Raw genomic sequence first — 22402 nt, 5'->3', positions numbered from 1 at the left:
TTATTATAGCATCCCTCCTGCCTTTGGCGCGAAGTTTGGCTTAGGTAAATACCTCACTTGCTTAAAAAGGATTGAACATTTATTTTAAAAATGATATAAACAAATTAGCGTTTTAGTACCAGGTTTTAATATCTGATTCTAAAAAATGAAGGAGTGATTGGAATGACTCAGTTAGCCCATGCCCGCATTACTGCCATTGGCTCCTATGTTCCCGAGCGAATACTTACCAATGATGATCTGGAGAAAATGGTAGATACCAACGACGAGTGGATCGTCCAGCGCACCGGCATCAAGCAGCGACATATCGCGGCTGAAGACGAGTTCACCTCACACCTTTGCATACAAGCAGTTGAACAACTACAAAACCGGTATCACGTAGCTCTGAATGATGTGGATCTTATCGTTGTTGCCACTACGACACCGGATTACTCATTCCCTACCGTGTCCTGCCGCATTCAGCAGCATTTCGGCATGGAACAAGCTGGCGCCATTGATCTTAACGCTACCTGTGCGGGATTCACCTATGGCCTGCACCTGGCTAATGGCTTGATCGCTGCGGGCTTGCATCGCAAAATCCTGGTCGTTGCGGGGGAAACGATGTCCAAAATCACGGATTACAGTGACCGGAACACTTGTATTCTGTTCGGTGACGGAGCCGGAGCCGTGCTCGTGGAACGTGACCTGGAAGCCTCCTGGTTCGAAGCCTTCACTCTCGGCACCAATGGAGAAGGTGGCATCCACGTGTACCGCTCAGGTCTGGCGGAGCAAATGGACGGCACCCCTCTTATCGGCAATGGGAAAATTGTCCAGAACGGACGCGAGGTGTTCAAATGGGCGGTACGGACCGTTTCTTCCGGCATTGAACAGCTTCTGCAGCAAGCTGTGCTCTCTCTAGAGGACATCGATTGGTTTGTCCCGCATAGTGCCAACCTGCGTATGATTGAATCCATTTGCGAGAAGTCCGGTATGCCTCTGGCCAAGACACTGCAAAGTGTCCAGGACATGGGAAATACGTCGTCCGCTTCTATTCCATTAGCGTTGGAGGCGGCGGTTCGTGAAGGACGGCTGAAGCTGGGAGACCGGGTGATGCTTTACGGCTTTGGGGGTGGGCTCACCCACGCCGGACTCATCCTCCGCTGGGGCATCTCTAAGGAAATCTAAAATGCTGCTTCCTATCACGAAGAAAATTCCGGGAGATGGAGCGGCTTCGAATCTTGAACTCTACCCGTGCCTTCCGCTGCTCACGTAGGATTCACCTACGCTGCGCTGCTCAGTCCCTGGTATCGTCCAACCTTCTCGGTGCTAGAAACCTGTATTTTAGATCCTCATTGAACAGGAAATCTAAAATGCTGCTTCCTATCACGAAGACATTTCCGGGAGATGGGGCGGCTTCGAATCTTGAACTCTACCCGTGCCTTCCGCTGCTCACGTAGGATTCACCTACGCTGTGCTGCTCTGTCCCTGGTATCGTCCAACCTTCTCGGTGCTAGAAACCTGTATTTTAGATCCTCATTGAACAGGAAATCTAAAATGCTGCTTCCTATCACGAAGACATTTCCGGGAGATGGGGCGGCTTCGAATCTTGAACTCTACCCGTGCCTTCCGCTGCTCACGTAGGATTCACCTACGCTGCGCTGCTCAGTCCCTGGTATCGTCCAACCTTCTACACTGACATTTGAAAGGGCCGATCCAGCGTAGTACGCCGGATCGGCCCTCTTTTGAACAACAAACCGCTTCGCTAGGACAAGCGCTTAACGGATTAATATCCTGGCCCAGTCAATATCTATACGAAGGAGCTATGGTGACAAATCGTCACATTAACAGGAAATCCTCCAACTAATATTTCTCTTTACCCGCCTTATTGCGCAATTATAGGGAATTCCTCCATATAATTCGGCTTGAAACGTTGGATTTGGAGCTAAAGCGTGAATTTATAGGGAGCTTTTCCAGTTAAACGCCGAAATTCAGCCCATTTTCCCAAATTAGCAGGAGGATTTCCCACTGGCTCTCCCACTATTGACATCAGCATTAAGGTACGATGTGCCAAGGGACAGGATGCACTAGACAGAGACGGCAACTAGATACGCACTCCCTCCCACCTACCTACCGAATCGGTATTCGTAAGCGATCGCAAGCAAGCAATTTACGCTGCCCGCTTCGCCCTTCCCCTTTTCAGATGGGAGAGCAGCAGGTACAATAACAGATATGTTTACAATCTAGCCCCACCATAAGGAGAAGCCATTCATGCCTACGGTCAGACAACTATTTTCGGAACAGGACTTCCAGGAAGCCATTGACAAGAAGTTGCGTATTCGCGTATTCCATAACGACCACCTCATCGATTCAGGAAGCATCATAATCCGGTTCACTGAGGAGACGGTCATTACCCAGTCCAGCGTTAGCGAGCTCGCCTATCACCCACGCCAGGAATGCCAGTTCTTCGAGGTGCGCAAATAACCACGTGCGCCAAGTTAAGCCATGCATTTTGCCGTTACCCTGCCTTAACCTTAACCTACCTTCCCTTCCTGCCCTGCACCCGCAGCCAAAATCTGCGGGCTACCCGGTTCCACCAATACTGGAGCCTCTTTGCCATAACGGATAAAGATCCACACTCCGAACAGGATCAACACCCCGGCGGAAAGCTGCAACGGAGTTAGACTTTCCTTCAATAATACCCAAGCAAGCAATGAAGCAAATACCGGTTCCCCCAGCACAGCCATGGATACGACGGAAGCACTTAAATACTTCATTAACCAATTGAATAAATAATGACCGAACAAGGTAGGAATGACGGCCAGCAATAAGAAAATGCCCCACTCGCCCCGACTATACCCGGTGAACGGAATGCCAGCAGCAACATTGTATATCGCCATGGCGATACCAGCTACCAAAAATACGCTAAAGTTATAAACAAAGGCGCTCACATGATGCAACAGTTGCTTTCCTGCCAACATATGCACCGCCAGAGCGATCGTACCAAGCAGAGACAAAAGGTCGCCGGTGACAGCCTGGCGTGACAGGGCAAAATCTCCAGAGCCAATAGCAACCGAGCCAAGGAGAGCCAACGTTACACCAATGACCATCGCCTTATTAATTTTGGTCTTGAACAGAAAAAAGGACCCGAACATTACAATGATCGGCTCTAAGGTCAAAATGACCGTGGAACTGGCTACGGTTGTAAGCCGAAGTGACCCCATCCATAACAGCAGGTGCAGTCCCAGCATCAAGCCGGAGAACAACAGGCCTCTCCATTGCTTGGCGCTTAATTTACGTATTTCCTCGCGGTATCTCCACAACAGCGGAAGCATTAGCAAGTTGGTCAAGAACATGCGGTACATCCCAATAACCGATACGTCGGCATGGGACCAACGAATAAAAATAGAGGAGAACGAAATGGCAATAATGCCGATAACATACAAAATTTCATATTTGCCCAGAGGCTTGACCGCATTGTGCATATGCTTCTAAATTCCCAGCTTTCCATCGAAAGTTTTGCCTGATATCCATGCAAACCACTTCATTATAGCTAAGATAACGCCGCTTCTCAACCAAAATTTGCAAGGAGCCAAATGAGGAGCTTCGCCTTATTTACAGACCATAATGCATTCAGTATCATTTTACAAAAAGGAGGTTGTTGCTTAGTGAAAAATGTCGTGTTTCAGTGGAAACAATACATCGCCATGATCCTGGTTGTGGCCGTTGCTGTTATTGGTGGAAGCTCATATACAGCAGATGCAGATGCAGATGCAGATGCCCAGACCAGCAATCAGGCAATCACTGTCCTTTTAAATGATCAGCAATTGGAACTCGAAGTAGACCCCCTCGTCAAGAATGGCACCACTTTTGTCCCTATGCGTCCTTTATTTGAAGCGCTGGGTATGGAGTTAACCTGGGACCCCGTGACCAAGACGGTAAAAGGGGCCAAAGAAGGACTCCAGTTGTCCTTAACCATCGGTAGCAAGGAGGCCTTGGTCAATCAAGCTCCTGCTAAGTTATCCGAACCTGCCTTGGTTCAAGCCGGCTTCACATTCGTGCCCTTGCGATTTATTAGCGAAGCCAGCGATGCCCTGGTATTGTGGCAGCCTTATCTGAAACAAATCTACATTTACGATACCGACTTTCTCAAAGAGAACAATATGACTAAGGAAGAATTGACGGACAATTTCAATAAATACCTGGAAGAAAGCCTTGCCGAGCACCAAAGATTGGTCGAAGAGCAAAAGAAAAAGGATGCCGAGCAGAAGGATAACAAAGACAAAAATAAAGATAAGTCAAATCAGAAGGACAAAGGCAAGGATAGTACCCGGGATGGGCTGTGCAGCGTTTGGCGGTATCATCCGGTATACGGAGGAAGTCTGGATTGGGTCCCTTGCCCATAACTATTAACATACGATTTACCTTTGTGCTATATTTAGAAGAAACAGGGCCGCTCCATGTGAAGCGGCCTATTTTGTAACCTTGGAGGATTGAACATGAATCAGATGGTATCAAAGGAGTGGCTGCTCGCCCGCATGTATGAGCCTGATGTGGTCATCGTGGATTGCCGTTTCTGGTTGAACGATCCCCCTGCCGGAAGAGAGCGCTACAATGAGGCTCATATCCCGCGGGCTGTATATCTCGACCTGGACAAGGACCTGTCCGCCCCTCTGTCCCAGCATGGTGGCAGACATCCTATGCCTGAGCCAGAGCAGATGGCTCACACCTTCGGACAAGCCGGGCTAAGCCAGGATGATCGCATCGTCATCTATGACGACAATGATGGAATGGTGGCCGCCAGGTTGTGGTGGATGCTGACCTATCTTGGGCACACGCAGGTCTTTCTGTTAGAGCAAGGCTTTAGTGCTTGGAAAGAGGCGGACTTTCCACTTACCGCCGACCAGCCCGTGGTCATCCCCAACACCTTTGAGGCCCGCCCGCAGCCAGAGCTTATAGCCACGCTGGATGAGGTTCGCGAGATCGCACATCAAAATCCATCACCACGGGTTGAAACCACAGGTCCCAAGGTGCTGATTGACTCCCGGGAGCGCAAACGTTATCTGGGCCTGGAAGAGCCTATCGACGCCAAAGCCGGAAGTATTCCGAATGCGTTCAATTATTTCTGGAAGGAAGTTTTGACCGAAGCAGGACGGCTCAAATCAACAGCAGCGTTGGAGGAACATTTCTCCGGACTGGATAAGGACCAGGAGATCGTGGTCTATTGCGGCTCCGGCGTTTCGGCTTGCCCGAACATTTTGGCCTTGAAGGAAATTGGCTTCACGCGTGTGAAGTTATACCCTGGAGGCTGGAGCGATTGGATTAGCTATGAGGGAAATGCGGTGGCTACTGGAGAGAAATAAAGACTAAGAACCCACGTCTGACGTGGGTTCTTTTTTGTGCTGTGCATAATATCAACGTAGATTTTTAGGGGCTTATCATTCCGACTTTTGTAACGTGCAGGATCAACTTATATTTTCGGTCGTGTCAGACAATATAGAAGACAACGCCCTTACCTGTCGCAGCCACATTTTGATAATAGGTTTGAATGTCGGTGAAATATTGGTACAGATAAGCGAGAAACTCCTCAGCGTCGTCCTCTGCTGTTACAGGATACACTTCTTCCTGAAGTGGATCGTATTTAGCAAATAAAGCAGCAAATTCCGCTTGGGTAAAGTTCTTAATTGCCTCGGCGGTGGCTTGCACTTGAGCAGGATACAGATAGAATGCTCCAAAGTCACCCAGATCGAGTCCTTGACCATCAATCATGGGTACGACATAACTAAGCGGCTGCTCTCCTCCGATCAGTTCGCCGGTAAGGGCATAATGAATGCCTTGCCATGCTTTGTCGATGTCTAGCTGCTCCCCACTGGTGCTTATTACTTCTCCGGCATCCAATTTCCCCTCGGCAAGTTGTTTAATCTCTTGCTCCGGCAAAGCCTTGTATAAGCCAATCATTCCCATCCTTTTCGCCCCCTCGTAGTATTGGCAGTATTGCCAGCATTAGCTGCAAAGCATAGCCTCTTGCCTATTATTTTGTCTAGTATAAAGGTAGGCGAAGTGTGGCAACAAGGGTGTAAAGTCGTTGTTTCATAGCCGTAAAGACTCAGCAATCATCCGGTTCCACACTTCATAAGGAAAGTCGGGATTATCCGCAATCCGCAGGGAATAGGCATCCTCGCCCTCAAAGACCCAGCCATACGGTTCTTGCCGCCGCCACTTACGGTCAACGCTGTCCCAAAAGCCCTCGTGCGCCTGCACAGGATGCTGTGGCCATTGGTCAAGCTCCACCTCGGTATAGAGACCTGATTGCTTGCGCAGCGCCTTTCCCTGCTCCATTATGGCTTCCAGCTCCGAACTGGATGTGAACCCAACAAAGCGCTGGAGTAACAGTCCGGGAATCCACACGTCCGTTCCATAGTTGGCTGCGATTCGCTTGGACAGTGCATTCCATTCTTCAATACGCAAGACAAAGGGGTGAAAATGCCCTTCATCATCCCAGGCAATCTCCAGTTCTTCCCTTCCTTTCTCCTCAAAAAGCAGCGAAATGTAAGAGAAGTCATCACCTGTTTCGACCACCAAAGAAGCCTCCTCCGTAACGTTCATCCGGATCGGCTCATCCTCGAGCTCTGGATATGAGAAATCGTCCTGAAGCCTCCATTCATACCGGGCCCAAAAGGTTTTGCTATTGACCAGTCTTTTGTCTAGCATCGGCTACCTCCTCGCCTCTCGGCTAATAAAGTAAAACTGTAATCCGCTCCCATTCACTAACGAACAATCGTTAGTTATAATAGTTAATATGATAACTTTCGAAGGGAGTCTTTATATAAATGGAAGATACTCGTCAGTCAGGCATGTTTTTCGATACAAGCGGAGTATTGATTCAGAATCATAATAAAAACCTGATCCTCGCTGTTGCTATAGATCTCTTCTCGCAAAATGGCTATAATGCTGTCTCAATTAGAGATATCACTAGAGATGTCGGCATAAAAGAGAGTTCTTTATACAATCATTTTAAAAGTAAGACAGTAATATTACAAACAATTTATTACAATTTTCGAATGGACATAGCCAAAATCATACCATCGCTGGACCGTCTTGATTCTATTGCATCGGACATAAATATAGAAGTTTTTTTAACCCAAGGCTTTCATAACTTTCTGGAGCACATTAAGCACCCGCAGATGGAAAAGATTTGGCGGATCATCTATCTGGAACAGGTCAGAGACAAAGCGGCAAGGGATATTTACCTTAACGATATTGTGGGAGATATATGTAATTACATGGAAACCGTATTTAAAAAGTATATTACCCTTGGTCAGCTTCAGTCACACGATCCCGGGATGCTCTCCATTCAATACCAATATCCATTGTTTCAAATGGTTAACTCTTACATTTTAAGGCGGTTGGATGGACAGGAGACAGCAAGCATTGAACAAATGATGGTGAAGCATATTCATTATTTTCTAAGTTTATTTCAATTACACGATTAAGGGGGGCATGATGAAATGATTAAAGAACAGCGTTTCACCTCTATATACAGGAAGGATGGACAACCCGAGCTTTTTCTGGAAGCTTATCATCAAACACTCAGTTTATGGAAGGTGCCTGTTGAACGTGTATTTGTATCTACTTCGTTTGGTCATATTCATGTTCTAACTACTGGGCCTAAGGATGCTGAACCACTAATATTGCTGCATGGTTATGGATTCAGTTCGACAGTTTGGTTAGATAATATTGAGGCGCTGAGCCGATGCTATAGAGTATATGCTGTAGACTTTCCGGGAGATATCAATAAGAGTAAGTCAGTAAAGCCAATTAAAAATAAAAACGATTGTGCTAGATGGTTTACGGAGCTACTGGATGAGCTACATATAGATAAGGCGAATATTTGTGGGCATTCCTTTGGCGGATTCATTGCCACAATTCTCGCTGCCCGTGTATCCTCACGTATACGAAAAGTGATCCTTTTAGCCCCAGCCGCGAGCCTGCAGCCGCAAAGCAAAGGTTTTTTTATCCGATGTTTGATTGCAGGAATGATGCCCACAACAGTAAGAATCAATCAATTAATGGATTTTATGACCGGTGAGGAAAGCTACATCAATCAGACAATTAAAAATCAGTTCATTATCGGCATGCAAAATGCACTTCCACGAACTCAATTATTTGCTTCATACATAAAGGATGTGGAATTACAGTTAATTCAAGCCCCAGTCTTGCTGCTCATAGGTGATCAGGATATTCAATATAATGTTGAGAAGGCTGTTAAACGGGCTCGAGAACTGATAAAAGATGTTAAAGCAACTGTCCTTCCCCAAACCGGCCATGGGCTTCCACTGGAAAAACCCGAAGTCGTGAACAGACTGCTGCTCGATTTCCTCAGTTCATGATCTTTCAGGGACGAAGCAACGAGCCAAGTGTGGGGGGAGCCATCCACCACGATCACGATATCTTGCTCAAGGAAAACAAGAAGCCCGCTTGAAAAGCAGGCTCTTTACATCTACTATTCTCCAGTAGCAATAGGGTTTTCCTTGTAGCTGATCCAATCGCTCCAGCTACCCGCGTACAGCTTCACCTTGGTGTAGCCCGCTTCGCGCAAGGCCAGCACGTTCGGCGTGGCGGATATGCCTGAACCGCAATAGACAATAATTTCGCTCTCCTTAGGCAGCTCGGCAAATTGCTCCCGAAGTTGCTGTGACGACTTCCACGCCCCCTCTTCGTCAAGCGCCGAATCCTTCCAGAAATAGTGCTGTGCTCCGGGAATGTATCCTGCCACGGGATCGAAGCCGCCATCCCGTCCGGCGTACTGTGCAGCATCGCGAGAATCAACAAGCCGGGATGCAGTTATTCCGTCGGTTGCGAGCGACTGAGACACCACGCGCACCTCCTCCACTCCAGCTAACCAATCAACCTGTGGTGCAGGCACGAACTGGCGTGACTCAACACCAGCAGGCGGCTCAGATGACACTTGCAACCCTGCCTCAATCCATGCCTTATAACCTCCGTCAAGCACTTGTACCTGTTCCACACCCAGATACTTTAGCACCCACCACAACCTGGCGGCTGCCGGGCCATTTTCATCCTCATAAGCAACGACAGAGGTTCCGCGGTCGATACCCAAATGTCCGAAGCGTTCTGCCAATCGGTCTGGAGCAGGCAAAGGGCTTCGTCCGCCATGCGTTTCCGCTGGATCGGTCAGATCTGCTTTAAAATCAATGAACGCTGCACCCGGCAAATGGCCTTGTTCATACACTTTACGTCCATACCCTGGCTCCTTGGGTTGAAAGCGGACATCTAACAAGACAACCCGTTCCCCTTCTTCAAGACGTTCCTTTAATCGCTGCACGCTGACAATCTGGCTCGTTTCTGGTTTTAATGACATGATTTCCACTCCTTTTTAGTAGCAACAATGGCGACTCGCTTCAATACCTAACCTCCAAATCAGATCGTAAATTCCAGACTCTCCGCTGACTTAGCCTCCACGATAGCTGCATATATTTCGTTCTGGATGCGGAGCAGCTCCAGGTCGTCACGTTTGCGTGGTCGTGGCTGTGGGACCTTGAAGATTTGCTTAATACGACCCGGTCTCGGCGATAGCAGCACGACCCGGTCCCCGAGGTAAACGGCCTCGGAGACATCATGTGTCACGAATACGACGGTCTTCTTCTCCGCTTCCCAAATATGAAGCAAATCATCCTGAAGCTGCAGCCGTGTGAGATGGTCTACTGCACCGAAGGGCTCGTCCATCAGTAATACCTCCGGTCGGTTGGCCAGTGCCCTGGCAAGCCCGGCCCGTTGCCTCATGCCCCCCGATAATTGATGAGGGTATTTTTGTTCAAATCCGTGGAGCCCTACCAAATCAAGACAGCGTTGTGCCGCTTCCCTTCTATCGGACCTGGACATTCCGCGCAATTCCAATCCCAGCTCTACGTTGCGTAGTACAGTCCGCCATGGATATAGGGAAGGGTCCTGAAAGACAACGCCACGCTCGATACCAGGACCATCCAGCTTTTCGTTGCCAAAAAATATCTCACCTGAGGTCGGACGCTGCAGACCGGCCAATATTTCCAGAAGCGTGCTTTTGCCACAGCCACTGGGACCCAGAATACTCAGAAACTCACCATCCTCAATGGTCAGCTCAATATCAACCAGCGTTGAAGTCGGAGTCGCTCCTTCATAAATTTTGGACACATGAGAAATGAAGAATCCCGCCATACCATCACCTCTCTTCACTTACTTGTTGGGAATAAACCGCAAATCTAGTAGATCCTCCACATCATAAATCTGGTCCTGGAAGCCAAGCTCAAGCTGGATCTGTTGTGTATCCTGCAGCGCGTCCAGATTAACTTCGGGATTGTTCTCCCACAGTACCGCCTCTCGCTCAAACGCTTTGTCAGCAACTGCCGGGTCGATTTTCACATTTTCAAGGAAATAAGCCTTGTATTCATCCAGATGGTTCTTGGCATATTCCTGTGATTTGAAATAGCCGCGCAGGAGCTTCTCCACCAGTTCCGGGCTACTGTCGATAAAGCTATTACGGGCGGCTAACACTCCTGTGTGGAAGGTCGGCAAGTAATCCCAACCGTTAGCAAGAATATGTCCTGTCCCTTCTGCTTCAGCCAGCGAGGCGAACGGTTCATGAATAATCGTGGCGTCAACCTGACCGTTCGTCAGGCTGGCATAAGCAGCCTCATTAACGCCCGAAGCCAGATAGGTAACATCGTCCTTGCTCAGACCATGCTCCTTCAAAATCGTCTGCGTGTATACGTCCAGGCCACTGCCCAGAACGGCCGCTCCAACCTTCTTACCCTTCAATTCCTCCACACTTTGAATATTAGGGTTTGCGATTAAATAGAATGGCCCCTTTGTGCGGAACATCGAAGACACAATTTTGATCGGAGCCCCCTTGCCCGCAGCCACAATAACACTCGTAGTGGCAATATCTGCAACATCCACATCACCGCTCGTCAAGGCATCGACGGGATTCTGCGCACTTACCAATTCCACATGAAGACCTTCTTCTTCAAAAAAGCCCTGCTCGATGCCGTAACGAACGGCCAGACCACTCACCCCATTGAACGGTGCATACCGAACCGTCTGCAATTCTAGTGCCGTATTCTCCGTCGTCCCCTCCGGTTGCGATGCGGGCGGTGCAGTAGTATCGCTAGCATCCGCTCCGCATGCGCCCAGCACAAGTGCCAGCAATACCGCTATCATGCCTGTTCCGAACCATTTTCTCTTTTTTATCATTGAAAATCTCTCCCCTGCTATTCTGGATTGTGAATTAATTAGAACGCCATCGCAGCACGATTCGCTTCTCCAGCAGATCAATAACGGCAATAATCAGCACCGATACGACGGTTACCACTGTAATGATGGCAAAAGCCTTGGCTGTATCGTACAAAGAAGTCGCCTGCACCAACAGATTGCCCAACCCTTCCTTAGACGCAATCATCTCGGCGAATAAGGCGCCAACCAACCCGGTCGCGGCCGCCACCCGCAACGATACAAAAATCGTTGGTGCAGCCGATGGCAAAATCACCTTGAGTACGATCTGCCACCAGGAAGCTTCTAGCACCCTGGCCACTTTTAAATGCGCTTCGGCCGTTTGTTTAATACCCGTAATGGTGTTGAATGCAATGGTGAAGAAACAGAATAGAAATACAATAGCTACTTTATGCGATAAACCGATACCCAGCCAGAGCATCAGCAGCGGAATGATCGTTACTTTGGGAACGGCCATCAATGCAGACAGGAACGGCCGAAAGAACGATTCCGCCCGCGGAATCAATACAAGCGCCATGCCGGTGCCTATACTGGCAACTACGCTTAACAAATAACCTGCTGCAAATTCATTCAGTGTTACGAGAAGATGGCGGTAGATTTCTCCTTCCGCAAATAGCTCGTAAATATTCTCAGCCACCTGGGTTGGCCGGGATAAATACAAGCTACCAACAATTTCAACCCGTACAAGGTATTCCACAACCACAAGCATGACGAGTAGCAGCAAGACTTGTCCAAGGATAATACGCCAAGAATAACGTTTGGTATGACTATTGCGGCCCATGTTATGATCACCCTTCCCGTTACTCGCCTGCGCCTTCAAGAATAGTGCTACGTGCGAAACGATTGTCTGGACGTGACAGTCCGAAGTGGCCGCGGAACGTATCTGCTTCGTATTCAGTTCGAAATAATCCCCGTCGCTGCAACTCTGGTATGACAAGATCAATGAACAGATCAAGTCCTCCGGGCAAGTAAGGCGGGCATATGTTGAATCCGTCGGCTGCACCGCCCGTGAACCATTCTTCCATTCTGTCCGCTACTTGCTTGGCATCGCCCACAATCAGCAGATGTCCCCGTGCCGTTGCCGCAAAATAATGGAACAACTCCCGGATTGTAATTTCTTTCCGTCCTTCTGCCCGTTGCGCCAACTCTACCAGCCACTCCGATTCCTTACCTGGGAGTGTGGACAACGATAAGTCCGGCAACGGTCCGTCCAATTCGTACCCCTTCAGGTCGATACCGATTCGGGCTGACAAGGCGCTCAAATCATAATCTGTCACCAGTAGACTGCTTAGTTCCCGGTACTTGGCATGGGCCTCTTCCGCCGTACGACCAACCAGCGGTACAAGTCCAGGCAGTATGGACACCTCATTTTGCTTCCGACCAAAGGCTTCTGCCTTCGTCTTAATATCCGCATAGAACGACTTGGCCAATTCGATCAGGATTTGCCCAGTGAATACGGCGGTGGAGAGCTTCGCTCCCAACTCGCGACTCCGTTCTGATGTACCCGCATTTAACAAGGGAATCTGGCCCTGAGGCGGACGGGCAACGTTTAACGGCCCTGCGACCGAGAAGTGCTCCCCATGGTGATTAATGACATGCACCTTGCTTCCGTCAACAAAAACGCCACTTTCTTTATCGCGAACAAATGCCTCGTCTTCCCACGAATCCCACAGCTCCTGCACAATTTTTACAAATTCCTCCGCATAATCATAGCGACGTGAGTTATCCCAATGCTTCTCCCTGCTGTAATTTTGGGCTGCCCTTATATCCATCCCCGTGACAACGTTCCAGGCCAGCCGCCCGCCACTTAAATAATCAAGTGAAGCCGTTTGACGAGCCACGGTGTAAGGCTCGGAATAAGTGGTATTGGCCGTAACAATCAACCCGATTCGCTCCGTGACGGCCGCAATATTCGCAATCATCGTGAACGGCTCAAGCCTTACCATCTGCGAAGGAAACTGATGCTGCATGTCTGGACTGGTCGCAAGCGCGTCCCCGAGAAAGAAGAAATCAAACTTCGCTTCCTCTAACCGCCTGGCGATTCGATGCAAAAATTTGGGGTCGAATGCCCCATCGGCTACCGCCTCGGGAAGCCGCCAACCCGCAGGATGATAACCCGTAGAGAACAGGAACAAACCAAGATGAAGCTGTCTTTTTAAGATTGGCATGACACTCACACTCCTATTTATAAGTTTGTTTATGAGAATACATGGTTTTATGGTCGCAGAAGCCCCAACTCTGTAGAAATTTCATCAATGAGACGTAATTCCTCTGACGTCAGACGCTCATGTACATGCTGCAATGAGTCTTCGATATTCTCTGGCCTGGACGCCCCAAGAATGGCCGAAGTTACATAGGGATGGCTGAGCACCCAAGCAAGAGCAAACTGCGCTAAAGTCCACCCCCGCTCCGCGGCTAGCGGCCGAAGGGCTTCTACCAAAGCATAAGCAGGATTGGCGTGGAGCAGCAGTTGCAGCCTTCTTTCCCCTTGGGCAAGTCTGGACTCGGCTGGAGGCGATTCACCCTCGCGGTACTTCCCGGTCAAAATTCCTCTGCCTAGTGGACTATAACTGATGATCCCGACCTGCTCCGATTCCGCCAGCGACGCCAGCTCCCGCTCCATATTTCTAGTAATTAAGCTGTACTCCGGCTGAACACTTTCAAAGCGATGGAGCCCATGTAAGGCGCTGATGCCATGGGACTTCGCCACTTGCCATGCCGCATAGTTAGAGCAGCCGATATAGCGTACCTTGCCCTGCCTAATCAGGTCGTCGAGTGCGCCAAGCGTTTCCTCAAGCGGTGTTTCGAAATCAAAGGCATGAATTTGATACAAATCAACATAGTCGGTCTGCAAGCGTTGCAAGCTGTTCTCCAGAGCACGGTAGATATGATAGCGACTGCCTCCCCCATCATTAATGCCCTGTCCGACCCGGGCATGGAACTTCGTAGCCAATACAATATCCTGGCGTCTTCCTTGCAACAATTGGCCCAGAATACGCTCGGACTCGCCAAACCCATTTTGATCTCCTGTATCCATACCGCTGCCATATACGTCTGCCGTATCAATAAGATTGATTCCCTGATCCAGTGCCTTATTCAGCACTTCACCGGAGGTCCGCTCGTCAATCCAGCGGCCAAAGGCCATTGTACCCAAACTGACCTCCGATACCTTCAGGCCGGTTCTTCCCAATTTACGATATTGCACTCCCTGTCCACGCTCCTTATCCTCAAAATAACAGCTTGTAAATACAGCAAAAAGACAGATTCGGCCCGCTTCATGCTTGCAAGGCTCTCCATCTGTCCGGTCGAGTCTGTATCCAGTTAGCTTATTCAATGCCGCAGCTTGTCCGCAGAAGCGGTATGCCCAAGCGACTGAGCCAAATCAAAAGGGGTTTGACCAACGGTATTTATGGCTGCCTTATCCGCTCCGTAAGTCAAGAAAAGATCAATCAGTTCAATTCGATCAAAGTAAGCGGCGACATGCAACACATTATAGCCGTCCCTTAGCTTGCCTTGACACCTCGCATGAACATCTGCACCGCGATCCATCAGCAATTCAACTACCTCCCCATAACCGCCGAATACGGTCGCATGAATCGCCAGGTTGTCGAGACTTCCGTCACGGCTTCTGGCGTTGACGTCCGCTCCTCGGTCCAGCAGCAATGCCACTGCCTCGGCATTACCGAAATGGGCGGCTAACGAAAGCAACGGGAACCCGTCATAGTTGTATTCATTGGCCAGCTTGGGCGAATGATCCAGCAGTTCTCTGAGCCGCGGGATATACCCGACGGCGGCGGCTTCGAATACGTTCAATTTACCCATACCATTGCGCAGTAGCAGTTCCTTAATATCGCTTGCCCGTAAGAACGTAGCTAGCAATACAGGGGTTTCGCCCTTCTGATCTCCAGCATGGACAAGACTCGCATCGCGATCCATAAGTTCAGCAACCTTGCCGATGTCGCGAGATTTGACCGCCTCCAGCATTTCATTACGTAAGTGCTGTAAATTGTCAGCCTGCTCACGCGCACGCATCAGCAAATCCTGTGAGGCCTGCACGCCAACCTTCACGAAATGGGCAACCGCTCTAGAACGGTTAGGTTCCAGACCCGACTCCACCAGCAGGTCAACAGCCTTGACGGCTTCTTCATCCAACCTGATGGACAGCACGGCTCTGTTTGTTTTCTTTGGCATGGCACTTCCTACCTGTTTCTTTTTTTGTAATTTAAATTACAAAATTACTATATCACAATTTAAAACTCTTGAATACCTAAATTCATATATTTTTACTTGGTATTATTTATGTCTAAACTGATTTGAGCCTCACCCATGAATCTATTAGAATGAATTAAAACAAGTTAAAAGGAGAGACGGCCGTGATCTATGTAGCACTGCTGCGCGGCATTAACGTAGGAGGAAACAACAAGATCGACATGAAGGCGCTCAAAGCTGCGTTTGAGTTGGCAGGTATGCAGCATGTCAAGACGTACATTAATTCGGGCAATATCGTATTCGTGAACGACCAGTTGTCCCGGACCGACCTGGCGGCAGTGCTGGAAGCGGCAATCGAAGCCGAATTCGGACTTCACATCCGGGTTCTGGTTCGCAGTCTGGAACAGATGGAGGTGGTAGCCACTATGCTGCCAGAGGACTGGAGCAACGACGAGCGATTGAAGAGCGATGTGTTGTTTCTCTGGGACGAAGTAGACGAGGCCACTGTTCCAACGGAATTGCCTCTGAAGCCGGGTATCGGGACCCTTCTGTTTGCCCCTGGAGCCGTGCTGTACTCGGTAGACCGCGCCGATGCGGGGCGCAGCGGGATGAACAAGTTAGTGGGCTCCAAGCTGTACGCGCAAATGACCGTAAGGAACGTCAATACGACACGGCAAATCTTGAAGTTGATGCGGGGGCTGCAGCAGTAGCTGAAATCTGTTTATGATCGTCAGCCCAAATGGAAACAGCCTCCCGAATGAATTCAGGAAGCTGTTTCTTATGCTGCATCAGTAATCTTTACTTTTGAACTGGGTGCTTTCTAGTAAGTTACGGTAGTCGTTACGGACAGGTTGCTTGTATTGGATAGTGAGTTGGAGGTTGAGTTAAAATTAACTACCTTTACTACAACCGTAGCGCCAATCACCAAGGCAGAGTTAATGACCAGGCTGGTAGCTGTCAAGGTACTTAATCCACCACGCTGCATAACCCCGTTGACATACAAGTTGTAGTATCCATTGGCGGTCGGGACAACCAGCCCCCCGGCAGGCACGGTGTTCCCACCATTGTTGGTGAAGCGGGTAGCTGCTAAAGTTGTCGTCCCCGCCAGAATATCTCCTAACACAATCGCTGCCGTATAACGATGGACCTCAGGTACAACCGACGTTGTTGTTGTTGTATTGACACTGCCCGTTATTGTACTCTCCGCCGTCAAATATAAGCGAATAACCGGCATAATCTCCCCTCCAGTCATAGAGTAGCTATTTTGTATAGTATGACGGGAAGCTTCCGGTTGCGTGGACTTATGCTAGATTGCTAGAAGGCCGCAATTCGTTCCTTGATGATATGAGCTATTGCGTGTCTATCATGCGATATGGTGACCGCATCGGCCCTGTCCTGCAACTCTGCTACTGCATTTCCGGTAGCAATCCCAAGGGTGGCCACTTCAAGCAACTCAGCATCATTCATTTGATCGCCCACCGCAATGAGTTGCTTATGCTGCCAGCCTTGCAGGGCGACAAGCTGCTGCAAGGCGTTGCCCTTGCAGCAGCCATCTGGCAAGATTTCCAAGTAATTGCTCTCTGAGAATACGGTGGTACTGCCTGGTCGCAACCGGCTCCATTGGTAGTCCAGGACCTCTGCCATCTCTGGCGTTGCGGCAATGGCCAGCAGTTTTACGGCACTCAGGGCCGCCTCCTGCCACTTAGTCAACTCCACAGCCTTGCTCGGCACATTGTCCTTCCGTTCGTGCCTTACGATCAAATCATTGCGAGAAGGGGTTAGCATTTGCTCGCCATCATACAACAGCAAGCCAAGGCCCTTGTCTTGGAGGTGCTGCTCATACAGCCAGCGGCTATGCTCCGGCTGAATGGATAGCCTTGAAGTGTGCAACACAGCACTCTTCCTCGGGCAATACAACTGTGCCCCATTGCCTGCAATAAACGGCTGCTCCAACTCCAACTGCCGCGCATACGGCAGCGCCGAAGTCCAAGGCCGTCCCGTGGCGATGACGAATGTCCCCCCGGCCTTACGGAATGCGGCAATAGCCTCCGCATTCTCAGGGCTAATCTGCTGTTGACGATCCAGCAAAGTACCGTCCAGATCACTGATGATTACTGTTTCACTAGCCGGCCACCGCATGACAGCCCCTTCCTCTTCCGTCTCCATATCCGCTCCCATCAGCTATGCCGTAGCAGTTCGGCCTGCAATAGCTGCTTCACCTCATCGGCCGCCCGTACCTTCACAGGCAGACAAGGCGAAATCGCGATAGAGTACGCTCCATCCTGAATGCATTGCTTCAATTCCAGCACCGTCTCGCAAGGCCGGTCCAACATATTGATGATGCTTCCCGCCTGGAGAGGATGATGCGTATCACTCCCTCCCACCAGTGGCAATTGCTGCTCCGCCGCCCATGCCATCATCTGCGCCTGCATCGCCTCGACACCATAGGTGCGCAAATCCTTCGCATTCAGATCCACAGCATCAAGCCGGGCTAGTTGCTCACGGGTCAAGCGCTGGAGTGAATTACTTTCTCTGAACGGATGAGCTCCGATAATCAGCAACTCATGCGCCGCACAAATGCTTATCAATTGATCAAAAGAGATAAAGGTCTCGGGCGTAGTATGATCTTCCAGCCCTGCACGTACCGCCAAAATGGATTCGCGCGTCCCGATGACAAGGATATGACCTCCTTCAGCTACGTCTACCTCCATACCGGGGAAGACCTTAAACCCTTTCACATCATAATAATGGCCGAGATAAGGATATCTCCGGTCCAAATCTTCATAAATATCATGGAACCGCAGCGTATTGAAATGTTCAGTCATCGTAATGGCATCCAGTCCCTCTTGTCTGGCTTCGGCAATCATGTCGCGGAAATAATCAGGAGAGAACGATACCTTTTTTGACAATTTTACATGGATATGAAAATCAATCTTCATTTATAGTCAAACTCCTTAATAAACAATTTGTACTTCGAAGGTAAAATTTTAGCTATACAAACTTACTTTTATTAAAAATGTAAAATTCGTTTCAGAGAGGGAAGGCTTGCAGTATAATGAAGGCATATTTTCCGAAAAATCGACCAGCCGCGAAGGAGTCATTAACCGTGAATCAACGTTTCCAATGGGATATGGACAAGCTGTCCAAGAAGCAAAAGAAAATTGCCGATTTCATCGAAAAAAATACAAGTCTTTTAGCCTATCTGACCGAACAAGAGATGGCGGATCGAACGCAGGTCAGTATTGCCTCCATCTCCCGCTTCTGGCGAGTTATCGGCTTCAAGAATTTCAAGGAATTCAAGCAGATGCTGGCGGATAATCCTGAATATACACCCGCACCCGCCTATAAAATCCGTAATCTGATCGACAAGGTAGGCAGTGAGGATCTGCCCGTCCAAATGCTGGAGCTTGGCGTGCAATATCTCAACGAGACGGCGGACAAGCTATCCCTGCTTGACTTCCAACGCGCCATCGCGGCCTTGCGGGAAGCCCGCTCCATCTATATTTATGCGCCTGGTCCCGCTCACGGTCTGGGAGAGCTTCTCTCTTTCCGGCTCAAGCGCTACGGGATGAGAATTATTAATATGGGCCGAGGCGGCCATGAAATTTATGAGACGTTGATGCATCTGCAAGCCGATGATGTCGTGATTGTGTTCGGCTTCTCCAATGTGCTGCCAGAGACCAAGGCCATTATGCAGCTCGGCAAGAAAGTAAACTACCAAACAATCTTCATCACCGACTTCATGGTATCGGACATGCTTAATGAGGCCGATATTGTACTCTATTGTTATCGCGGCAAGCTGACCGACTTCCATTCCATGGTGGCCCCGACCGTACTGGTCGAGAGCCTGATCGTCGGCATTGGGCAAGCCGAGCAGGAGCAGGCCCTGCCCAAGCTCAACTACCTGAACCAGTTGCGCAAGCAATATGCTTCACTGATTCCCAAGTGATTCTGCCAGCGAGCCTATAGCGACAACAGTTCCCCGCTCTCTCCGTCGTAAACCAGTAGCTTGCGAGGATCGATATTTAGCCATACGGTGGAGTCCAGCACATAATCCTGCTCGCCGATCTCCTTCACAAGCAGCCCTGTATCTCCGCTTTGCAATTGAATTAACGTCTCCGATCCCGCCGGCAGGACAGCATAAATTTGAAAGGGTGCCGCCTGTGCTGTCGGCTCATGGGAAATGGTCATATCCTCGGGACGAACCGCCAGAGTAACCTTCCCCTTACCCGGGGGAATCAAGTCCTGTAGCGAAATGCTGCCCAGCGGAGAATCAATGCGGGTGCTTCCCGTCCCCTCGTTCTCCTGCGAGTAGCTGGCGGAGAGCAGATTGATCTTGGGATTCCCGATAAAATCAGCAATCTTCACATGCCGTGGCCGACGATACAAGTTGCGCGGCGTGTCCACCTGCAGCAGACTCCCTTCTGAGAATACCGCCACCTTCGTTGAGAGGGTTAATGCCTCGGATTGATCATGCGTCACATAAATTACGGTCGTATTCAACTCGCGATGAAGCCGCTTCAGTTCCGAACGCATCTCCACTCTTAGCTTGGCATCCAGATTGGATAATGGTTCATCCAGCAACAAGATCCGCGGCTCGGTCACAATCGCCCGGGCGATGGCTACGCGTTGCTGCTGTCCGCCAGACAACTCGGACGGATAGCGATCCTTGTAATCGAGAATGTGCAGCTTCCCCAGTGTAGCCTCCACCTTGGCACGAATCTCTGGCTTGGGCAGCTTCTTCATCTGTAAGCCAAACGCTACGTTCTCCATAACCGTCATATGAGGCCAAAGCGCATAATTCTGAAACACCAGATTAAGTCCACGTTTGGCTGGTGGAACAAATTGCAGCTTATCTCCATCTGCCACTGTAGTGCCCCCGATACGCACAATACCTCCCTCTGGATTTTCCAAGCCGGCAATGACGCGCAGGGTGGTTGTTTTGCCGCAGCCGGAAGGGCCAAGGAACGTCATGAAGTCGCCTTCTTCCACTACCAGATCAATATTCTTCAATATGGGCTGGCCCGCAAACTGCTTGTTAATTTGCTTCAATTCAATCAGATTCATCGTTATTCGTTAGCCTCCGATTCCTTTGGTCAGATCCGCCTTACCAAGCTTGCTCGCCAGGAAGTACATCACCAGAATAATAGCTACAATAATGACCATAATGGCGTTGGCGTACTGCTGGAAGCCCTGCTCCGCGTATTTATAGATGAGCGTAGTCAATGTTCCCGTCTGCGGCGTTACCAGCAGAATGATTAAATCCAGTTCTTTCATGACACTGATAAATAACAGCAGGAAGCTTCCGAAGAGTCCCTTATGACAAAGCGGCAGCAGAATGCGGATAAACCGCTTGAACCAACTGGCCCCCTGCATTTGTGCTGCCTCCTCCAGTTCGCCGCCAATCTGGTACATAGTACTTGCGCCAGAGCGAGTAGCAAAGGGCAGCTCATTGACGATAGAAATCAAGATGATTAAGGTCATAGTGCCATATAACGCCGGCAGGAACATCGTTGGCTTGGCAAACATCGACAAATAGATCGCAGATAACGCAATGCCGGGAATCAGATAAGGCAAGAAGGATACCTGCTCAATGAGCCTTGAAGACAAAGAGTTGCGCCGCTTGACGATAATGTAGCCGAATAGCAGCCCAACCACGCTGGCTACAGCAGAGGCCACCAGAGCAATATGCAGCGAGTTGCCGAGGGCTTGCCCAATACTGTTATTGACCAGCACCCCTACCTCGCCTGACGCAATACGTGGATTGGATTGCCCCGTCCAGAAATGTAAGGTGAAGTTGCTCCAGCTAAAATCACCCTCAGCCAGCATAAAAGATTGCAGAACCAAAATGAGCATAGGCACAATGGCGATGCCCACCATAAAGCACAGAACAGCAATGGCAACCGGCCATTTCCAGCGCCCCAAATCAAACAATACCTTGCGCGAATCCTTACCACCCACGGTGGCGTAGCTCTTGCGGCGTCCAATCATTCGTTGATTCATATATATGGTCGACGCGCAGACCAGCAGCAAAATCAAGCTCAAGATGTAAGATTCCGATACCATGCGGTTTTGCATGCTGCCATGCAGCATCGTAGCAATCGTGTAGTATTTGATGGGTAATCCCAGAAAGGCAGGGACCCCAAACGAACCTAACGCTTTCGAGAAGGTCAGGATGAAGGCGGATAGAATCGCCGGCATCACTAACGGGAACGTCACCTTGCGTAATACGGTAAATCGACTGGCCCCCAGCAGACTGGCGGTTTCCTCCAGGCTGGTATTGATCGAGCCTAATGTCACGGAGATTAGCAGAAAGAAAAAGGTGAAATAGTTCAAGCTCAAGCAGATAACAATCGGCAGGAAACCGTAGGACACCCAATCAGGCGGCTGGATGCCAAATAGCATCTGAACAATGCCCTGACTGCCCCCGATCCGATCGTTCTTGAATACGGAGATCCAGGCAAACGATGTAATCCAGGATGGCAGCATATACGGAATAATCGCCAGGAAGACCAGGGTCTTCTTGAACGGAAGATTTGTTTTGGTGGTTAGCCAGGCCAGCACTCCGCCGATGATCATGGACAAGGCCGACACCCAGATACTGATATTTACGGAATTGAGCAATGGCTCATATAACAGCGATTGGCTAATCTCACTGCTGACCACACGTATCCAGTGATGCAGCGTGAATTCGCCGGACACGGCCCCCTCTACACGTCTGGCATCACTCGCTGTCCACTGCAAGCTCTGCTTGAGAATCTCCCATAATGGGAGCAACACGGTATAGGCCAGAAATAACAAGGACACGCCAGTAATCAAATACAGGGGGCTTACGGCATACCCCTTCAAACGATTAAACAAACGTTGCCAACGATAAGAAGAACGAGGGGAACGTGTCCCCTCCTGTGATACCGACAATTGCTACACCATCCCT

General features: G+C 49.7%; 23 protein-coding genes. 8 read left to right on the top strand and 15 right to left on the bottom strand.

Features of this window, described 5'->3' with window-relative positions:
• Positions 1-162: 162 nt before the first annotated feature.
• Complete coding sequence (locus BN3279_RS10400; protein WP_059050587.1) at positions 163-1161, top strand: ketoacyl-ACP synthase III; 999 nt, start codon at positions 163-165, stop codon at positions 1159-1161.
• A gap of 1083 nt (positions 1162-2244) precedes the next feature.
• Positions 2245-2457, top strand: a complete 213-nt coding sequence (locus tag BN3279_RS10395) for a hypothetical protein (protein ID WP_059050586.1) — start codon at positions 2245-2247, stop codon at positions 2455-2457.
• A gap of 50 nt (positions 2458-2507) precedes the next feature.
• Here the strand turns inward: BN3279_RS10395 and BN3279_RS10390 are convergent, their stop codons facing one another.
• Entirely contained in the window at positions 2508-3458 is a 951-nt protein-coding gene (locus tag BN3279_RS10390; protein ID WP_059050585.1) for a DMT family transporter, read from the bottom strand.
• A gap of 183 nt (positions 3459-3641) precedes the next feature.
• On the opposite strand from BN3279_RS10390, the gene BN3279_RS10385 reads away from it, so the two are divergent.
• Entirely contained in the window at positions 3642-4379 is a 738-nt protein-coding gene (locus BN3279_RS10385; protein ID WP_059050584.1) for a copper amine oxidase N-terminal domain-containing protein, read from the top strand.
• A gap of 93 nt (positions 4380-4472) precedes the next feature.
• Positions 4473-5336 (top strand): sulfurtransferase, encoded by an 864-nt coding sequence (locus BN3279_RS10380; protein ID WP_059050583.1) that lies wholly within the window; start codon positions 4473-4475, stop codon positions 5334-5336.
• Positions 5337-5460: 124 nt separating this feature from the next.
• Here BN3279_RS10380 and BN3279_RS10375 read toward each other — a convergent pair whose 3' ends face one another.
• Positions 5461-5937, bottom strand: coding sequence for a YfbM family protein (locus BN3279_RS10375; RefSeq protein ID WP_059050582.1), 477 nt, complete (start codon positions 5935-5937; stop codon positions 5461-5463).
• Positions 5938-6063: 126 nt separating this feature from the next.
• Positions 6064-6684 (bottom strand): hypothetical protein, encoded by a 621-nt coding sequence (locus tag BN3279_RS10370; RefSeq protein WP_059050581.1) that lies wholly within the window; start codon positions 6682-6684, stop codon positions 6064-6066.
• A gap of 119 nt (positions 6685-6803) precedes the next feature.
• On the opposite strand from BN3279_RS10370, the gene BN3279_RS10365 reads away from it, so the two are divergent.
• Together BN3279_RS10365 and BN3279_RS10360 are read left to right on the top strand one after the other, a co-directional pair.
• Positions 6804-7466, top strand: coding sequence for a TetR/AcrR family transcriptional regulator (locus BN3279_RS10365; RefSeq protein ID WP_059050580.1), 663 nt, complete (start codon positions 6804-6806; stop codon positions 7464-7466).
• Between the two features lie 15 nt (positions 7467-7481).
• Complete coding sequence (locus BN3279_RS10360; RefSeq protein WP_059050579.1) at positions 7482-8363, top strand: alpha/beta fold hydrolase; 882 nt, start codon at positions 7482-7484, stop codon at positions 8361-8363.
• A gap of 113 nt (positions 8364-8476) precedes the next feature.
• Here BN3279_RS10360 and BN3279_RS10355 read toward each other — a convergent pair whose 3' ends face one another.
• The 7 genes from BN3279_RS10355 to BN3279_RS10325 form a co-directional block, all read right to left on the bottom strand.
• Positions 8477-9355, bottom strand: coding sequence for a sulfurtransferase (locus BN3279_RS10355; RefSeq protein ID WP_059050578.1), 879 nt, complete (start codon positions 9353-9355; stop codon positions 8477-8479).
• Positions 9356-9414: 59 nt separating this feature from the next.
• Positions 9415-10188, bottom strand: coding sequence for an ABC transporter ATP-binding protein (locus BN3279_RS10350; RefSeq protein ID WP_059050577.1), 774 nt, complete (start codon positions 10186-10188; stop codon positions 9415-9417).
• Between the two features lie 18 nt (positions 10189-10206).
• Positions 10207-11223, bottom strand: coding sequence for an ABC transporter substrate-binding protein (locus BN3279_RS10345; protein WP_089153460.1), 1017 nt, complete (start codon positions 11221-11223; stop codon positions 10207-10209).
• A 34-nt stretch (positions 11224-11257) separates the two neighbouring features.
• Entirely contained in the window at positions 11258-12040 is a 783-nt protein-coding gene (locus BN3279_RS10340; protein ID WP_059050576.1) for an ABC transporter permease, read from the bottom strand.
• 19 nt (positions 12041-12059) lie between these two features.
• The gene (locus BN3279_RS10335) at positions 12060-13427 is read right to left on the bottom strand and encodes an LLM class flavin-dependent oxidoreductase (RefSeq protein WP_059050575.1); all 1368 of its coding nucleotides are present in this window, start codon (positions 13425-13427) and stop codon (positions 12060-12062) included.
• A 47-nt stretch (positions 13428-13474) separates the two neighbouring features.
• Positions 13475-14464, bottom strand: coding sequence for an aldo/keto reductase (locus BN3279_RS10330; RefSeq protein ID WP_059050574.1), 990 nt, complete (start codon positions 14462-14464; stop codon positions 13475-13477).
• A 125-nt stretch (positions 14465-14589) separates the two neighbouring features.
• Positions 14590-15450 (bottom strand): ankyrin repeat domain-containing protein, encoded by an 861-nt coding sequence (locus BN3279_RS10325; protein WP_059050573.1) that lies wholly within the window; start codon positions 15448-15450, stop codon positions 14590-14592.
• A gap of 182 nt (positions 15451-15632) precedes the next feature.
• Here BN3279_RS10325 and BN3279_RS10320 point away from each other — a divergent pair, with 182 nt between their 5' ends.
• Positions 15633-16178, top strand: coding sequence for a DUF1697 domain-containing protein (locus tag BN3279_RS10320; protein WP_059050572.1), 546 nt, complete (start codon positions 15633-15635; stop codon positions 16176-16178).
• 110 nt (positions 16179-16288) lie between these two features.
• On the opposite strand, the gene BN3279_RS10315 is transcribed toward BN3279_RS10320, so the two are convergent.
• The 3 genes from BN3279_RS10315 to BN3279_RS10305 form a co-directional block, all read right to left on the bottom strand.
• Positions 16289-16702, bottom strand: coding sequence for a DUF4183 domain-containing protein (locus BN3279_RS10315; RefSeq protein ID WP_059050571.1), 414 nt, complete (start codon positions 16700-16702; stop codon positions 16289-16291).
• 80 nt (positions 16703-16782) lie between these two features.
• Complete coding sequence (locus tag BN3279_RS10310) at positions 16783-17646, bottom strand: Cof-type HAD-IIB family hydrolase (RefSeq protein WP_082673024.1); 864 nt, start codon at positions 17644-17646, stop codon at positions 16783-16785.
• A complete protein-coding gene (locus tag BN3279_RS10305; RefSeq protein ID WP_059050569.1) occupies positions 17646-18407 on the bottom strand; it encodes a PHP domain-containing protein in 762 nt (253 codons plus the stop codon). The genes BN3279_RS10310 and BN3279_RS10305 overlap by 1 nt, the downstream gene beginning before the upstream one ends.
• Positions 18408-18574: 167 nt before the next feature.
• On the opposite strand from BN3279_RS10305, the gene BN3279_RS10300 reads away from it, so the two are divergent.
• A complete protein-coding gene (locus tag BN3279_RS10300) occupies positions 18575-19417 on the top strand; it encodes a MurR/RpiR family transcriptional regulator (protein ID WP_187377774.1) in 843 nt (280 codons plus the stop codon).
• 14 nt (positions 19418-19431) lie between these two features.
• Here the strand turns inward: BN3279_RS10300 and BN3279_RS10295 are convergent, their stop codons facing one another.
• Both BN3279_RS10295 and BN3279_RS10290 read right to left on the bottom strand, forming a co-directional pair.
• Entirely contained in the window at positions 19432-20535 is a 1104-nt protein-coding gene (locus BN3279_RS10295; protein ID WP_059050567.1) for an ABC transporter ATP-binding protein, read from the bottom strand.
• Positions 20536-20544: 9 nt separating this feature from the next.
• On the bottom strand, positions 20545-22386 hold the full coding sequence (locus tag BN3279_RS10290; RefSeq protein WP_059050566.1) for an ABC transporter permease: 1842 nt from the start codon (positions 22384-22386) through the stop codon (positions 20545-20547).
• Between the last annotated feature and the right edge of the window lie 16 nt (positions 22387-22402).

Origin of the sequence: Paenibacillus senegalimassiliensis, from assembly GCF_001486585.1 — a bacterium.
Classification (GTDB): domain Bacteria; phylum Bacillota; class Bacilli; order Paenibacillales; family Paenibacillaceae; genus Fontibacillus; species Fontibacillus senegalimassiliensis.
The sequence above is the reverse complement of the archived record's forward strand: the minus strand, read 5'-3'. Positions and strand labels throughout refer to the sequence as shown.

Excerpts from the sequence above, each read along its gene's own strand:
- BN3279_RS10400 (WP_059050587.1), top strand. The coding sequence starts at position 163 with ATGACTCAGTTAGCCCATGCCCGCATTACTGCCATTGGCTCCTATGTT.
- BN3279_RS10395 (WP_059050586.1), top strand. The coding sequence starts at position 2,245 with ATGCCTACGGTCAGACAACTATTTTCGGAACAGGACTTCCAGGAAGCC.
- BN3279_RS10390 (WP_059050585.1), bottom strand. The coding sequence starts at position 3,458 with ATGCACAATGCGGTCAAGCCTCTGGGCAAATATGAAATTTTGTATGTT.
- BN3279_RS10380 (WP_059050583.1), top strand. The coding sequence starts at position 4,473 with ATGAATCAGATGGTATCAAAGGAGTGGCTGCTCGCCCGCATGTATGAG.
- BN3279_RS10375 (WP_059050582.1), bottom strand. The coding sequence starts at position 5,937 with ATGGGAATGATTGGCTTATACAAGGCTTTGCCGGAGCAAGAGATTAAA.
- BN3279_RS10370 (WP_059050581.1), bottom strand. The coding sequence starts at position 6,684 with ATGCTAGACAAAAGACTGGTCAATAGCAAAACCTTTTGGGCCCGGTAT.
- BN3279_RS10365 (WP_059050580.1), top strand. The coding sequence starts at position 6,804 with ATGGAAGATACTCGTCAGTCAGGCATGTTTTTCGATACAAGCGGAGTA.
- BN3279_RS10360 (WP_059050579.1), top strand. The coding sequence starts at position 7,482 with ATGATTAAAGAACAGCGTTTCACCTCTATATACAGGAAGGATGGACAA.
- BN3279_RS10355 (WP_059050578.1), bottom strand. The coding sequence starts at position 9,355 with ATGTCATTAAAACCAGAAACGAGCCAGATTGTCAGCGTGCAGCGATTA.
- BN3279_RS10350 (WP_059050577.1), bottom strand. The coding sequence starts at position 10,188 with ATGGCGGGATTCTTCATTTCTCATGTGTCCAAAATTTATGAAGGAGCG.
- BN3279_RS10345 (WP_089153460.1), bottom strand. The coding sequence starts at position 11,223 with ATGATAAAAAAGAGAAAATGGTTCGGAACAGGCATGATAGCGGTATTG.
- BN3279_RS10340 (WP_059050576.1), bottom strand. The coding sequence starts at position 12,040 with ATGGGCCGCAATAGTCATACCAAACGTTATTCTTGGCGTATTATCCTT.
- BN3279_RS10335 (WP_059050575.1), bottom strand. The coding sequence starts at position 13,427 with ATGCCAATCTTAAAAAGACAGCTTCATCTTGGTTTGTTCCTGTTCTCT.
- BN3279_RS10325 (WP_059050573.1), bottom strand. The coding sequence starts at position 15,450 with ATGCCAAAGAAAACAAACAGAGCCGTGCTGTCCATCAGGTTGGATGAA.
- BN3279_RS10315 (WP_059050571.1), bottom strand. The coding sequence starts at position 16,702 with ATGCCGGTTATTCGCTTATATTTGACGGCGGAGAGTACAATAACGGGC.
- BN3279_RS10310 (WP_082673024.1), bottom strand. The coding sequence starts at position 17,646 with ATGGGAGCGGATATGGAGACGGAAGAGGAAGGGGCTGTCATGCGGTGG.
- BN3279_RS10305 (WP_059050569.1), bottom strand. The coding sequence starts at position 18,407 with ATGAAGATTGATTTTCATATCCATGTAAAATTGTCAAAAAAGGTATCG.
- BN3279_RS10295 (WP_059050567.1), bottom strand. The coding sequence starts at position 20,535 with ATGAATCTGATTGAATTGAAGCAAATTAACAAGCAGTTTGCGGGCCAG.